The sequence below is a fragment of the Mycolicibacterium smegmatis genome (assembly GCF_001457595.1).
Lineage (GTDB): Bacteria > Actinomycetota > Actinomycetes > Mycobacteriales > Mycobacteriaceae > Mycobacterium > Mycobacterium smegmatis.
The window spans coordinates 6272738-6285588 of record NZ_LN831039.1 but is presented as its reverse complement, the minus strand read 5'-3'; the positions used below and the strand labels follow the sequence as shown (position 1 = coordinate 6285588).

The following is a 12851-nucleotide window of genomic DNA, read 5'->3' as shown; positions in this document are numbered from 1 at the left end:
CGTTAGGCGATTAAGCTCGGCCGAGTGGATGTCGATGCGTTCGTGCTGGCCCATCGTGCCACCTGGGACCGCCTGGAACAGCTGGTGAAACGCCGGCGCCGGCTCACCGGCGCCGAGGTGGACGAACTCGTCGACCTGTATCAGCGGGTGTCGACGCACCTGTCGATGGTGCGCTCGGCGTCGGCCGACGCCGTGCTCGTCGGTCGGTTGTCAGGTCTGGTGGCCCGGGCGCGCGCCGCGGTCACCGGTGCCCACGCGCCGCTGTGGCGCGAGTTCCTCCGGTTCTGGACGGTCTCGTTCCCGGTGGTGGCGTACCGGTCCTGGCGGTGGTGGCTGGGCACGGCCATCGGGTTCTTCATCGTGACGATCGCGCTGGCGATGTGGGTGGCGGGCAACCCCGAGGTGCACTCGGCCATCGGAACCCCCAGCGAGATCGAGGAATTGGTCAACCACGATTTCGCGTCGTACTACAGCGAGAACCCGGCCGGATCGTTCGCGCTGCGGGTGTGGGTCAACAACGCGTGGGTCGCCGCGCAGTGCATCGGGTTCGCGATCCTGCTCGGCCTGCCGATTCCCTACATCCTGTTCCAGAACGCCGCGAACCTCGGGTTGATCGCGGGCCTGATGTTCGACGCCGGTGCCGGCGATGTGTTCATGGGTCTGATCACCCCGCACGGTCTGCTGGAACTCACCGCGGTGTTTTTGGCCGGTGCCGTGGGAATGCGCCTGGGCTGGACGGTGATCGCGCCGGGGGACCGGCCGCGCACACAGGCGCTCGCCGAACAGGGCCGCGCCGTGGTGCCGGTGGCCATCGGTCTGGTGGTGGTCCTGCTGGTCTCCGGTCTGGTCGAGGCGCTCGTCACCCCGTCACCGCTGCCGACGTTCATGCGCATCGGGATCGGCGTCGCCGTCGAGGTTGCGTTCCTGGCATACGTGGTCCACTTCGGCCGCAAGGCCGTACGCGCGGGCGAGAGCGGCGACATCGAGGACGCGCCCGACTACGCGCCGACGGCGTGACGGCTCAGAGCTTTCCGGTGGCCTTGAGCGCCAGGTAGTGATCGGCCAGGGCGGGCGCCAGATCTTCCGGCGGGGCATCGACCACGTCGACACCGCGGCGGCGTAACCGCGCCGCGATCGCGCGACGGTCGTTGCGGGAACGCTCGGCGGCCGCGGCGTCGTACACGGCCGCCGCATCGGAGCGGCCCGCGGCGAGATCGTCGACACGCGGATCGGACACCGCGGCGAGAAGGATCTGGTGACGCGCCGACAACTGCGGCAGCACCGCCATGAGCCCCTCGTCGAGCGCGGACGCGTTGAGATCGGTCAGCAGTACCACGAGCGAGCGTCCGCGCACGCGGCGCGTGATCGTCGAAACCAGTGCAGTGGCATCCGATTCCACCAGCGCGGGTTGCAGCGGGGCCATCGCGCCGACGAGCGCGGACATCAACTCGGTGCGCGACGCGTTGAACACCCCGGCGCGGGTGACACGGTCGAACGCCAGGAAATCGACGTGGTCACCGGCACGGGAGGCGAGCGCGGCGAGCAACAGCGCGGCGTCCATCGACCAGTCGAGTCGCGGCCACCCGCCCGGATCGCTCGCGGTGGGGTCCACACCGACACGGCCCGCCGACGTGCGCCCGGTGTCGAGGACGATCACCACGCGCCGGTCGCGTTCGGGGCGCCACGTGCGCACGACGACGTCGGCGCGCCGGGCCGTCGCGCGCCAGTCGATGGACCGCACGTCGTCGCCGACGACGTATTCGCGCAGCGAGTCGAACTCCGTGCCCTGTCCACGGATGAGAACCGGGATGGCACCGTCGAGTTCACGCAGCCGTGCCAGACGTGACGGTAAATGCTTGCGGGACAGAAACGGCGGCAAGATCCGCACCTGGTGCGGTACACGGTGCACGGCCTGCCTGCCGGCCAGCCCCAGCGGGCCGATCGACCGGACCGTGACGGTCTCGGAGCGTTGATCACCGCGGCGCACGGGCTGCAACCGGGTGACCAGCCGAACCTGTTCGGCGGCAGCGGCATCCAGCGGGTGCACGCGGGGCTGCGCGCACGCACTGGGCGGCCACGCGTCCCGAACCTGGCCGCGGACCGGGCGCCGTCCGGGGTTGTGGATCTCGACGACGGTGTCGACGGTCTGGCCCAACCGGGCCGTGTGGTCGCCGCCGCGCTGCACGTGCAGCCGGCGCGGACTGCCCGCGAGTGCGACGTCGGCGCCGACCGCCGCCAGCAGCAGGACCAGCAGCGCACCGAACGCTGTTGCCGGCCAAGGTGACACTGCAATGGGCAGGACACACACCAACGCGACCAGGCCGGTGCGGCCGGTGAGCACCATCAGCGCGGAACCGGCACGGCCGCCAGGATCCCGTCGAGCACGCCGTCGGGGGTGGCGCCCTCCAACTCGGCATCGGGCCGTAGCGCGATCCGGTGCCGCAGTGTCGAGCGGGCCATGGCCTTGACGTCGTCGGGCGTGACGTAGTTGCGCCCGCACAGCCAGGCCCACGACCGTGACGTCGCCAACAGCGCGGTCGCGCCACGCGGGGACACCCCCAGCTGCAGTGCAGGTGAATGTCTTGTGGCGCCGACGATGTCGACGATGTAGCCCAGCACCTCGTCGGCCACGCGCACCCGGCTCACGGCGTCGCGTCCCGCGGCGAGCTCGGCGGGGCCGGCCACCGGTTGCACCGCCGAGAGGTTGCGCGGATCGAAACCGTGCGCATGCCGGCTCAGGATCGCGATCTCCTGCTCGCGCGGCGGCAGTGGCACGTTGAGTTTGAGCAGGAAACGGTCGAGCTGGGCCTCGGGAAGCTGATAGGTGCCCTCGTATTCGATGGGGTTCTGCGTGGCCGCGACGATGAACGGATCCGGCAGCGGCCGGGGCTGGCCGTCGACGCTGACCTGCCGTTCCTCCATCGCCTCGAGCAGTGCCGCCTGGGTTTTGGGCGGTGTGCGGTTGATCTCGTCGGCCAGCAGCAGGTTGGTGAACACCGGACCCTGCCGGAACTCGAATTCGGCGGTCCGCGCGTCGTAGACCAGCGAACCCGTGACGTCGCCGGGCATCAGGTCGGGGGTGAACTGCACACGCTTGAACTCCAGTTGCAGCGCCGCGGCGAGCGTGCGCACCAGAAGCGTCTTCGCGACCCCCGGCACGCCCTCCAGCAGCACATGCCCGCGGCACAGCAGGGCGATCACCAGACCGCTGATCACGGCGTCCTGCCCGACCACCACCTTGGCGATCTCGTTGCGCAGGGCCAACAACGCGTTGCGTGCGGTGTCGGCGTCAACTGTGGTGGCTGGCTGAGTCACGAGTGCGCGACCTGCCTTTCGATGTCGTCGAGTCGATGGGCGAGGTGGACAAGTTCGTCGTCGGTGCCCGGCGGTGGGCCGAACAGGGTGTATCCCACGGTCTGGGAATCCTGCCCGCAGCGTACGGCGACCGCGGCCGCCACAGCGGCCTGATCCGCCTGGGCGGTGAGACCGAGGCGGGGCAGCAGACGTTGCAGGGTGGCGGTGCGCAACGCGTCGGCCGCGCGGTCACGCGCGCGGTGCGAGCGGTACAGCTTGCCGCGGCCCTCGACGGTCTCGGATGCACGCACCACGACGGGCAGTGATTCGGCGACCAGGGGACCGAGGCGGCGGGCCTGCCACAGCGCGAGCAGCGCGACCACGACGCACAGTTGCAGGACGATCCAGCGGACCTGGTCGGGCATCAAATCCGAGAGCTTGCGGTCACCGGTCGAGGTGCCCTCGAACTTCTGCGGCGCATACCAGATCACGCGGTCCCGGTCGCCCGCGAGGTTCATCGCCAGCGCGGCGTTTCCCTCTTTGAGCAGACCGGAGTTCGACATGAACTCGGCGGTGCCGACCACGGTGACGGTGCGTTTGCCGTCGCGGTAGCGCACCACCGCGCCGTCGTAGCATCGCTGCACCGGGATGTCGCCTGCCGCCTTGAAGGTGTTGCTGAGCCCCAGTTGTGTCTCGCCGGCGCGGCGGGCCTCGGGCAGGTCGCAGTCCGGTTCACCGCCGCCGAACGCCGCGGCGTCGTCGGGACGTATTGCGGGCGCGAGCTTCTCGCGGGTCTTGGTGGTCGGTTCGACCAGTAGCAGATCCCCGGGAACCTGCGACAGCCGCTCCAGTTGGTCGTCCCCGGACAGGAACAGCGTCTGGGCCGCCACCAGCAGTGTGCCCGGGCGTGCATCGCGTTCGACGTCGTCGATGCCGGTCGCGGTGATCACGTCGACGCCGTGGTCGCGCAACAGTGTCACGAGCGCGCGGGCGCCCTCAGGGGACGTCGAGTCCGGATCCATGCGGCCACCGGGCCGGGGTGCGGTCAGGTACACGGTCAGCACCGCGAGCACGACGATGACCACAGCGGTGGGCACGATCCAGCGCAGGTTGCGAATCTTCATCGGACCTGCGTCCATCCGCTGTCGGCGGGAATCGACGGCATCGATCCGGCCGCACGGTGACCCGCGTGCAGCAGCCGGCCGTCGAGGTCGGCGATCCGCCGGTAGTCGTCTTCGGTGCCCGGTTGTTCGCCGTAGGTGACATCGTTGAAGGTCGTTGCCGCCGCGGCGAGTTCACCGGCAAGGGCGGGAAGCGCGGCGCCCGCGTCACGCGCGAGTTCGGTGGCCGTGCGGCCCGGGACGGGGTTCAGTGTGCCGGTCTCCTCCAGGTGCCGGGCCACCGCTCGCAGCCGGTGCCGGATGGCTGCGGCCCAGTTTTCTTGCGCGGCATACCCGTCGGCGGTCTGGCGGTGTTCGGCGGCACTGAGCTCGGTGCGGCCGAACAGCGTGTGCGCGTCGCGGTTGGTGCGCATGGCGCGCCGGGCCATGCGCACTGCCACGAGCACGGCCACCACGACCAGGATCGCGAGCACGCTGATGGTGAACCACCCACCCGGAACCGTCGACCCCTCGTACGCCAGCCGGTACAACAGCTCGTCGATCCAGTCGAGGAACTGTTGGGTGAGAGACGATCTGGGGTAGATCGGTTTGTTGAGCTCGTTCTGCGCAGCGTCGTGTGCGGCGTCTCTGTCGATGTCGATTGTCGTCACCTCAGAAGTGCCGGACCAGCCACAGTTGATCGGTCGATTCCGCCGGGGCCGCCGGGGGCGCGGGGGTGTAGGCGCCGGTTCGCAGCACCAGGTCGAACGCCTCGGCCCGGATTCGGCGGTCGGTGTAGAGCAGCACGTCGACACCCGCGGCGAACGGTGCGGTGACGATCTGGCCGATCGTGCCGCCGACGGCGACCAGCACCAGCCCCACGATCGACATGCCGACGCCGTCGGGGGACATCGTCAGCAGCTGCCCGACGATGCTGAACGGTGCGCCTACCGCACTCGCGATCACCGACGCCACCAGGCTCGCCAGCAGCCAGATCCCAAGAACCCGCCAGAACCCGGTCTTCACGAGTGCGAAAGACCGTGCGATCGCGGCGAATACGTCCAGGCGCTCGAGCACGATCAGCACCGGTGCGAACAACAGCACCGTGAGGCCGAACAGCGCGCCGAGCACCGCCGCCAGCACCAGGGGAACACCCATCACGAACGCCGCGACGGCACCGCCCACGGCGCCGGCCGCCGCGATCAGGCCGATGACCACGAGCACCACGGCGAGCAGCACCACGGCTTCGAGCAGTGTCAGCCCGATCAGCGCGAGAAGCCGCCCGCGCAGCCGCTCCCAGGCCTGGCCGATCGTGACGGTCCCGCCGAAGATCGACCGTCCGATGATGACCGTGAGCATGCCGGTGAGCAACACCGACGCGAGTTGTGTGACGAGCACACCGGCCAGCGTCGCGCCGGAGAACATCGCGACCGCTCCCGTCGACGGCGCCTCGCCCTGCACCTCACTTCCGAGCCCGCCCATCGCGGCCAGTGGACCGACCTGCAGCAGCAGCGTGACGAGTTGCGCGAGGACCACGACGATGGTCGTGAGGCCGAGGGTGGCCTTGGGGTTCCTGCGGATGTAGGCCACCGCACCGTTGAAGATGTCCGACAGGCTCAACGGCCGCAGCGCGACGATGCCGGGCACCGGAGCTCCGAACCCGGGCGCCGATGCGTAGCCCGGATGAACCGGATACGCCTGCGGTGGGGGATACGGGGCGAACCCGCCGTCAGGCCCTGGGCGCAAGCTCATGGCTACCATCCTGTCCATGACCGGTGGAATTGACAACGTGTCCAGCGTGCCCCGCGTGCCGCCGACAGCCGGGCCCACCGAGATCATCGTGCGCGGGTCTTTCACGGTGTACGAGCCACCGCAGCGGGGAATCGTGCACGCCACCGTGGCCTACGAGGGCGCCGCGATCGAGCCGGTCTACGAGCGGACGGTCCGCGATCTCGACGCCGTCAAGGCGTCGCTCGAGCCGCTGCACCGGCCCGACTCCGGGCCGGTCACCTGGTGGTCCACGCAGCAGATGCGGACGTGGGCCAACCGCCCGTGGAACAACGAGGGCAAGCAGTTGCCGCTGGTGCACCACGCGAGCATCGGCATCCAGGTGAAGTTCAGTGATTTCACCGAACTGTCCCGCTGGGTGGGCAGGCACATCTCCGAGACCGGTGGCTTCTCGCTCGAGCGCATCGAATGGGCACTGACCGACAAGCGCCGCGATGAACTGATCACCGACGTCCACACCGCTGCCGTACGTGACGCCGTCACCCGCGCGCAGCGCTACGCCGACGCGCTGGGTCTCGGCGCCGTGCGGCCAGTGACGGTCGCCGACGCGGGCATGCTGGGCCGCGAACCGCAGGGGCCGTTCGCCGCACCCGCCGCGATGCGGGCCATGAAGTCGGGCGGCGCGCCCGAGGTGGAACTCGCACCCGAGGACATCAAGATCTCGGTATCGGTCGATGCACGCTTTCACGCCGGGGGCCCGGCGTAGCTTTGGCCGTATGGCCGAACTCAAGGACAGGCTGCGCGCCGATCTGACCGCAGCGATGAAATCTCAGGACAAGCTGCGCACGGCCACGCTGCGGATGCTGCTCGCGGCCATCCAGAAAGAAGAGGTCTCCGGCAAACAGGCCCGCGAACTCTCCGACGAGGACGTGATCGCGGTGCTGGCAAGGGAATCCCGCAGGCGCGGTGAAGCCGCCGAGATCTACACCCAGAACGGCCGAGGGGATCTCGCGGCCACCGAGCACGCCGAGGCACGCGTGATCGACGAGTACCTGCCCACCCCGCTGACCGAGGCCGAACTCGCCGACGTCGCCGACACCGCCATCGCGCAGGTGGCCGAGCAGATCGGAGAGCGGCCGAGCATGCGTCAGATGGGGCAGGTGATGAAGGCCGCGACCGCGATCGCCGCAGGCAAGGCCGACGGTGCGCGGCTTTCGCAGGCAGTGCGCGAACGTCTCTGACGGACCGCTGTTTGGGGTTCTCGGCGCTGGGTATCCGCCACCAATCTGCAATCAACAGCCCTGGAGGTACCCGCAGTGTTCATTCACAACAAAGATCTGCAATTCGAGGTACGGGTTACCCAACCGGACCCCCGCTTCGCAGCCCTGCTGCAGGAGCAGTTCGGCGGCGCCAATGGCGAGCTGAAGGCCGCCATGCAGTACTTCACGCAGGCGTTCGTCCTGCGCGAGAAGAACCCGAAGTTGTACGACCTGTTCATGGACATCGCGACAGAAGAACTGTCGCACCTGGAGATGGTCGGAGCGATGATCACGATGCTCCTCGACGGGCTCAACGACGATCTCAAGGTCGCCAACGAGCGCTGTGACTGGATGCCCGCGGTCGCCAGCCGCGACGGCAAGGACGAGATAATCCACAGTGTTGCGGTCACGCCGCTGTTCTTGACGCTGTCCGGCGGCGGTCCCGACGTCAAGGACTCCGCGGGAACTCCGTGGAGCGGCGCATTCGTCAACGCCAACGGCGACCCGTCGGTGGATCTACGCAGCAATCTGGGTGCGGAGTCGCGCGCCAAGGTGGTCTACGAGTACCTCAAACAGTTCACCGACGACCCGGGCGTGCAGGACACCCTGACGTTTCTGATGACGCGCGAGGTTGCGCACTTCCAGCAGTTCACCGCGGCGCTCAACGAATTGCCGGTGAACTTCCCGCCGGCGCAACTGCCCGGCGACGACCGCTTCCAGAACGTCGCGTTCAACATGTCCAACGGAGACGGCAGCGTCCGCGGCCCGTGGAACGAAGGCCAGGGTCCGTGGCCCGGCGGCATGGAGTGGGAGTACGTGGAGAAGCCCGAATCGCAATGGCTCGGTGGTGAGAAGCGCAAGAACCGTGGCGCGAAGGAGAACCCGGAGGGTTCACCCGCGGTGAAGGGCGAGAAGCCGTTCACGCACGAACAGCACACCGCGACAACGTAATTCGACAACGAATCAGCGGCCGGTACCTCGGTGCCGGCCGCTGATTCGTTGTGTCAGTGGATCTGAGGGTCCGGCGGATTCTTCGACTCCCGCCCGCTCGCAGCGTCACGCACGTGGTCGACGATCGCCGCGCCCATGCCCATGGTCTTCTGTACGACCGAACTGCCCGGGGTGTCCGGATGCGGACGCGTCGGCGCGATCTTCTTGGACGACTCGAGCTTGGTGCCGAGCGTCTCCAGCTTGTCGCGGTCCACCGCGGCTTCGAGCTTGGGCCACACCACGTCCTGCTCGAACGCGATGTGGTCGCGGCCGAGCTTGACGAACTCGCTGAGCGCCTCGTGGTAGTCCGGCTCACCGGGCTTGCCGTCTTCGAGGCGTTGCAGCAGTTTCTTGCCCATCTGCTCTTGTTCGATGGCCTTGTCGGCGAGTTCGTCGCCGTCCTCAAGAGCCTCTCGCACGAGCGGCCAGAAGTGCTGCTCCTCGATGGCCTCGTGCTGGGATTCGGCGATGATCAGGTTGGTCACCATGGTGTCGAGGCCGCTCTCGCGGGCGCCGTGCCCGGTCGGAGCGTCGCCGAGCACCTCGAGCATGCCGAGCACGCTCTTGTGGTCCTGGCGCAGAAATGTCAAACCATCCATGTTTGTGTTGCCCTTCGGGGATACGGATCTCTGGACTGAGGTGTGTATCCGCATACCCGTCAGACCCGTTGCCAAACAGCGCCCGAGCGGGTTGAAACCGTGACGGATGGGTAGAACTCTCGTCATGCCACGAGGTGACGGGATCTACGACGAAGAGCATCGCGACCACGACACGGGCAGCGCGGCCGAAGGTGGTGCGGGCAAGCCCAAGCGCGTGCCCGAGGACACCCCGGACGTCGAGATGCCCGACGAGACCACACAGGAACCGCCGGACTGAGCGTGCTACTCGGCCTCGCGTCCCACCCGGCTGCGGCGATAGGCGACGCGGCGCACGCCGGCCAGCCAGTCCGGCACCAGCGAGACCCCGGCCGTGGTGTTGAGCACCGGATCGAACGACACATCCTCGTCCTCGATCACGGTGTGCAGCGACAGCCGGGCCAGCGGGCGGAAGCCTGAACCGACGGCTGCCTGGTCGATATCGAAATCGACACTGCCACTTCGGATCTGATCGGCCACCGCATCGACCGAGAGCCCGGACCCGTCGATCGGCGTCGTCAGACGCGCACGCAGCCACCACAGGCCCCCGTCGAACCGGTAGGGCATGAGGCTCGCGAAGGTGACGTCGGTCCACGCGGTGGCCGGCCACAGCGCGAAACGGTTGCCGATCAGTGTCGAGGCGAGCAGGACGTCCCACAGCATGTCGGGTGTCTCAGGCGGCATTCGCCACGCCAGTCCGGCGATGTCGGGCACGGATCCCGGGGACCCGATCCCCTTGGAGACGCGGCCCACGACGTCGCCCGTGCGCACGGGCAGACCCTCACCGATCGGGGCCGTGCGGTCGAGGGTGCCGCGGGCCAGGACACCCGATGGGTGGAAAAGCCGGCGGTCCCGCAGCGCGGAACCGATCTGGAACGGAACGGCGGCCACATCTGAGAGCTTCATCGCCACGGACTGCCCGCCGTGGCGGCATCGCAAACGCCGTCAGGCGTGGGCCATCCGGCCTTTGAGTGCGCCTTCGAGTTCGGTGGTCACGCGGCGCTCCACCAAGAGCGGTACGAAGTCACGGATCGTGCTGTCGTCGAAGCGGTGACGGGCGGTTTCGACGGCATCGGAGACGCGTCTGGGCGGGACAGTCGTGAAACGTTTCACCAGGCGATCTTCAACATCCGCGATTAATTCATCCTCGGATTTTGTTCTCACGTTTCCATTGTCTGACCAGAGCGTTTACGGTGCAACGCGAGCTGTCTCACAAAGTGGACAGCTGTCAAGAGATGTCAAGGCGCCACAGCGCCTCCTGGCACACACTGGCGATCAGCGTGCCCGATTCGTCGATCAGCGAGCCCGTGGTGAGGCCGCGGGAGTCGTTGTGGTTGGCCGCTCGCAACTCGTAGCGGTGCCAGATGTCCGGCCGGAACGGGCGGTGGAACCAGATCGAGTGGTCGAGGCTCGTCGCGAACCCCAGATCGGGCCGCAGCGGAACCGTCGGGGGCAGGGCGGTGGGCACCGGGCCGAGGTCGGACAGGTAGGTCAGCGCGCACGCCCGGACCAGCGGGTCATCCTCGACCGGCTCACGCGTGCGGATCCAGAACGGCGGCACCGCGAACTCAGAATCGTCGCTGGTGCGGGTGCGAACCTCGAACGCGTCGCTGAAGTCGATCTCCGGATCCTTCGGCACGGCCGCGTCGAACTCGAGCCGCGGCTCGGTCCGGGGCTGCCAGTCCACACCCGGCTCCGGTGCGTGGAACGACGCGATCATCTCCAGGATCACCTTGCCGTCCTGGCTGGCACTGACCTGGCGCGTGGCGAACGCGCGGCCGTCGCGGATGCGCGTCACGCGGAACTCGACGTCGGTGTCGTACCGGCCGCCGCGGACGAAGTAGGCATGCAGCGACTGTGGGACCTTGTCGTCGTCGACGGTGGCACCCGCGGCGCCCAGCGACTGCGCGGCGATCAGACCGCCGAACAGGCGCTCGATGGTGTTGGGCTCGGGCTCGCGGATACAGAACACGTCACCGTCGCGCTCGAATGCCAGAAGACCCTTGATCCAACTCGGCGCGCTCACCCGGCTGACGCTACCGACCGCTTGGTTGAGACCTCCGTCACGCCCTTTCCCTGAAGTACTTCTCGCCGTCGGTGGCCAGCCGGCCGAACGCCGCCTTGAGCACCGGCGCGAGCGCCTTGAACGGCACCGCGAAGGCGGGCCTGGCCTCGATCGCGACGATCCACGTGAACTGCGCGCGCCCTTCGCCAAGGGGTTCCACCAGGTAGTCCTCGGCGAACCGGCGCAGTGACGGCACGCTCGCATGGTCGACGTAGAACGAGTAGCGCACCCCGTCCTCCCAGCGGAAGAACGTCTCGTCCACACGCACGATCCCCGGGGAGAGCGCGACCTCGCGCGTCGTGCCGACCCCGAACGGGCGTGGTGACGTCCAGTTCACGAACTTCACCGTCGAACCCCACGCGGCCAGGGACTCGTCCGAGGTCAGCGATTCCCATACGCGCTCGGGCGGTGCGGCGAACTGTTTGCGGTAGGTGAAAACGTGCGGCGCGGAACCGAAGAACGCCTCGTCGGCGGGTTCCAGTGCGAACCGTGGCATGAGGTGAGCATGCCTCGGGGGCGCGTGGAATGCACGGTCCGGCGCGTGCAATAGTCCGGTGCATGGGGAGTGCTGAGCGGTTTCAGCGACTCCTTGGCGACCGCTACGAACTCCGGGGCGTCCTCGGTCGTGGTGGCATGGCCGAGGTCCGCGACGGGTGGGACACCCGGCTGGCACGGCCGGTCGCGATCAAGCTGCTCTACCCGGCACTGGCGGCCGACGCGGATCTGCGGGCCCGCTTCGAACGCGAGGCCCGCGCGGCCGCGGCGCTGACCCACCCGCACGTCGTCGCGGTCCACGACTGCGGCGAGCACGCGGGCACGCCCTACATCGTGATGGAGCGACTGTCCGGCGCCACGCTCGCCGACGAGATCGCGGCGGGGCCGCTGCCGCAGGAACGCGTGGCCGAACTACTCGACCAGATCCTCTCGGCGCTCATCGCCGCGCACGCCGCGGGCATCGTGCACCGCGACATCAAGCCCGGCAACATCCTGATCGGCCACACCGGGCAGGCGAAGCTCGCCGACTTCGGCATCGCCAAGACCGACGGGGTGCCGCACACCCAGGCCGGCCAGATCCTCGGCACCATGGCGTATCTGAGCCCGCAGCGCGTGACCGGGCAACCGGCCGGTTTCGCCGACGACCTCTACGCCGTGGGCGTCGTGGGCTACGAGGCGCTGACCGGGCGCCGGCCGTTCGACCGCGACAATCCCGCGGCCATGGTGCGGGCGATCCTCGACGACGTGCCCGTGCCCATCGCCTCGGTGCGCCCCGACGTCGCACCCGGGCTGATCCACGTGATCGACACGGCCATGGCGCGTGAGGTCGCGTTCCGCTACCCCGACGCGGCGACCATGCGCGCCGCGCTCACCGGTGCCGAACCACCCACGCAGCGTCTGGACCGCCCGCAGACCAAGGTGCTCGCCGCGCCGCTGCCGCCGATCCCGCCGCCCCCGGTGCTGCCGTCACCGCGCCACTGGCGGACCCGGCTGATCCTCGCCGTCCTCGGCATCGTCTCCACGCTCATCCTCGTGCTGGTCCTGGCGCTGGCGCGCGGCTCGTCGGGCCTGACCTCACCCACGTCGACGCCCACTGCGACCACCGTGCCTCCGGCGACCTCGGCCGTCGTCCCTCCGGTCCCCTCGACGCCGGTCCCCGCGGCCGTGCCCGAAGAACCCCGGGGACCCGGACGTGGGCCCGGACCGGGACCGGGACCCGGCAAGGGTAAGGGCCACGAGAAAGGGCACGGCCCGAAGGGTCCGAAAGGCCCTCCGCATCCGTGAG

The 12851-nt window shown here is 68.9% G+C and carries 16 protein-coding genes; 6 read left to right on the top strand and 10 right to left on the bottom strand.

Features of this window, described 5'->3' with window-relative positions; all coding sequences use genetic code 11:
• The first annotated feature begins 24 nt into the window (after positions 1 to 24).
• Positions 25 to 1017, top strand: coding sequence for a stage II sporulation protein M (locus AT701_RS30405; RefSeq protein ID WP_058127174.1), 993 nt, complete (start codon positions 25 to 27; stop codon positions 1015 to 1017).
• A 4-nt stretch (positions 1018 to 1021) separates the two neighbouring features.
• Here AT701_RS30405 and AT701_RS30400 read toward each other — a convergent pair whose 3' ends face one another.
• The 5 genes from AT701_RS30400 to AT701_RS30380 are packed head-to-tail and all read right to left on the bottom strand — an operon-like array spanning position 1022 to position 6146.
• Entirely contained in the window at positions 1022 to 2344 is a 1323-nt protein-coding gene (locus AT701_RS30400; RefSeq protein ID WP_011731131.1) for a DUF58 domain-containing protein, read from the bottom strand.
• Complete coding sequence (locus tag AT701_RS30395) at positions 2344 to 3315, bottom strand: AAA family ATPase (RefSeq protein ID WP_011731130.1); 972 nt, start codon at positions 3313 to 3315, stop codon at positions 2344 to 2346. Before AT701_RS30395 ends, AT701_RS30400 begins: the two co-directional genes overlap by 1 nt.
• Positions 3312 to 4418, bottom strand: a complete 1107-nt coding sequence (locus AT701_RS30390) for a DUF4350 domain-containing protein (protein ID WP_223495861.1) — start codon at positions 4416 to 4418, stop codon at positions 3312 to 3314. Before AT701_RS30390 ends, AT701_RS30395 begins: the two co-directional genes overlap by 4 nt.
• Positions 4415 to 5065 carry a DUF4129 domain-containing protein gene (locus AT701_RS30385; RefSeq protein ID WP_058127172.1) on the bottom strand — a complete coding sequence of 217 codons (651 nt, stop codon included), beginning with the start codon at positions 5063 to 5065 and terminating at the stop codon, positions 4415 to 4417. The genes AT701_RS30390 and AT701_RS30385 overlap by 4 nt, the downstream gene beginning before the upstream one ends.
• Position 5066: 1 nt before the next feature.
• Positions 5067 to 6146: a DUF7847 domain-containing protein gene (locus AT701_RS30380; RefSeq protein WP_223495859.1), complete on the bottom strand. Its 1080-nt coding sequence runs from the start codon at positions 6144 to 6146 to the stop codon at positions 5067 to 5069.
• A gap of 16 nt (positions 6147 to 6162) precedes the next feature.
• On the opposite strand from AT701_RS30380, the gene AT701_RS30375 reads away from it, so the two are divergent.
• From AT701_RS30375 to AT701_RS30365, 3 genes are all read left to right on the top strand, one after another.
• Positions 6163 to 6888, top strand: a complete 726-nt coding sequence (locus AT701_RS30375) for an SIMPL domain-containing protein (RefSeq protein ID WP_011731126.1) — start codon at positions 6163 to 6165, stop codon at positions 6886 to 6888.
• Between the two features lie 10 nt (positions 6889 to 6898).
• Positions 6899 to 7363: a GatB/YqeY domain-containing protein gene (locus AT701_RS30370; RefSeq protein ID WP_058127171.1), complete on the top strand. Its 465-nt coding sequence runs from the start codon at positions 6899 to 6901 to the stop codon at positions 7361 to 7363.
• A gap of 75 nt (positions 7364 to 7438) precedes the next feature.
• Entirely contained in the window at positions 7439 to 8332 is an 894-nt protein-coding gene (locus AT701_RS30365) for a manganese catalase family protein (protein WP_058127170.1), read from the top strand.
• A gap of 53 nt (positions 8333 to 8385) precedes the next feature.
• On the opposite strand, the gene AT701_RS30360 is transcribed toward AT701_RS30365, so the two are convergent.
• Positions 8386 to 8970 (bottom strand): hemerythrin domain-containing protein, encoded by a 585-nt coding sequence (locus AT701_RS30360; RefSeq protein ID WP_058127169.1) that lies wholly within the window; start codon positions 8968 to 8970, stop codon positions 8386 to 8388.
• Positions 8971 to 9094: 124 nt separating this feature from the next.
• On the opposite strand from AT701_RS30360, the gene AT701_RS35325 reads away from it, so the two are divergent.
• Positions 9095 to 9247, top strand: coding sequence for a hypothetical protein (locus tag AT701_RS35325; RefSeq protein WP_011731122.1), 153 nt, complete (start codon positions 9095 to 9097; stop codon positions 9245 to 9247).
• Positions 9248 to 9252: 5 nt separating this feature from the next.
• Here AT701_RS35325 and AT701_RS30350 read toward each other — a convergent pair whose 3' ends face one another.
• The 4 genes from AT701_RS30350 to AT701_RS30335 all read right to left on the bottom strand — a co-directional run bounded on the left by AT701_RS30350 (position 9253) and on the right by AT701_RS30335 (position 11567).
• Positions 9253 to 9912 carry a hypothetical protein gene (locus tag AT701_RS30350; protein WP_029104597.1) on the bottom strand — a complete coding sequence of 220 codons (660 nt, stop codon included), beginning with the start codon at positions 9910 to 9912 and terminating at the stop codon, positions 9253 to 9255.
• 39 nt (positions 9913 to 9951) lie between these two features.
• On the bottom strand, positions 9952 to 10170 hold the full coding sequence (locus AT701_RS30345) for a three-helix bundle dimerization domain-containing protein (RefSeq protein ID WP_011731120.1): 219 nt from the start codon (positions 10168 to 10170) through the stop codon (positions 9952 to 9954).
• A gap of 64 nt (positions 10171 to 10234) precedes the next feature.
• The gene (locus tag AT701_RS30340; protein WP_058127168.1) at positions 10235 to 11032 is read right to left on the bottom strand and encodes an acyl-CoA thioesterase; all 798 of its coding nucleotides are present in this window, start codon (positions 11030 to 11032) and stop codon (positions 10235 to 10237) included.
• Positions 11033 to 11069: 37 nt separating this feature from the next.
• Positions 11070 to 11567, bottom strand: a complete 498-nt coding sequence (locus AT701_RS30335) for an SRPBCC family protein (protein ID WP_058127167.1) — start codon at positions 11565 to 11567, stop codon at positions 11070 to 11072.
• Positions 11568 to 11629: 62 nt separating this feature from the next.
• On the opposite strand from AT701_RS30335, the gene AT701_RS30330 reads away from it, so the two are divergent.
• Positions 11630 to 12850 (top strand): serine/threonine-protein kinase, encoded by a 1221-nt coding sequence (locus tag AT701_RS30330; RefSeq protein WP_058127166.1) that lies wholly within the window; start codon positions 11630 to 11632, stop codon positions 12848 to 12850.
• Position 12851: the final 1 nt, after the last annotated feature.

Excerpts from the sequence above, each read along its gene's own strand:
- AT701_RS30400 (WP_011731131.1), bottom strand. The coding sequence starts at position 2,344 with ATGGTGCTCACCGGCCGCACCGGCCTGGTCGCGTTGGTGTGTGTCCTG.
- AT701_RS30390 (WP_223495861.1), bottom strand. The coding sequence starts at position 4,418 with ATGAAGATTCGCAACCTGCGCTGGATCGTGCCCACCGCTGTGGTCATC.
- AT701_RS30380 (WP_223495859.1), bottom strand. The coding sequence starts at position 6,146 with ATGAGCTTGCGCCCAGGGCCTGACGGCGGGTTCGCCCCGTATCCCCCA.
- AT701_RS30375 (WP_011731126.1), top strand. The coding sequence starts at position 6,163 with ATGACCGGTGGAATTGACAACGTGTCCAGCGTGCCCCGCGTGCCGCCG.
- AT701_RS30370 (WP_058127171.1), top strand. The coding sequence starts at position 6,899 with ATGGCCGAACTCAAGGACAGGCTGCGCGCCGATCTGACCGCAGCGATG.
- AT701_RS30360 (WP_058127169.1), bottom strand. The coding sequence starts at position 8,970 with ATGGATGGTTTGACATTTCTGCGCCAGGACCACAAGAGCGTGCTCGGC.
- AT701_RS35325 (WP_011731122.1), top strand. The coding sequence starts at position 9,095 with ATGCCACGAGGTGACGGGATCTACGACGAAGAGCATCGCGACCACGAC.
- AT701_RS30350 (WP_029104597.1), bottom strand. The coding sequence starts at position 9,912 with ATGAAGCTCTCAGATGTGGCCGCCGTTCCGTTCCAGATCGGTTCCGCG.
- AT701_RS30335 (WP_058127167.1), bottom strand. The coding sequence starts at position 11,567 with ATGCCACGGTTCGCACTGGAACCCGCCGACGAGGCGTTCTTCGGTTCC.
- AT701_RS30330 (WP_058127166.1), top strand. The coding sequence starts at position 11,630 with ATGGGGAGTGCTGAGCGGTTTCAGCGACTCCTTGGCGACCGCTACGAA.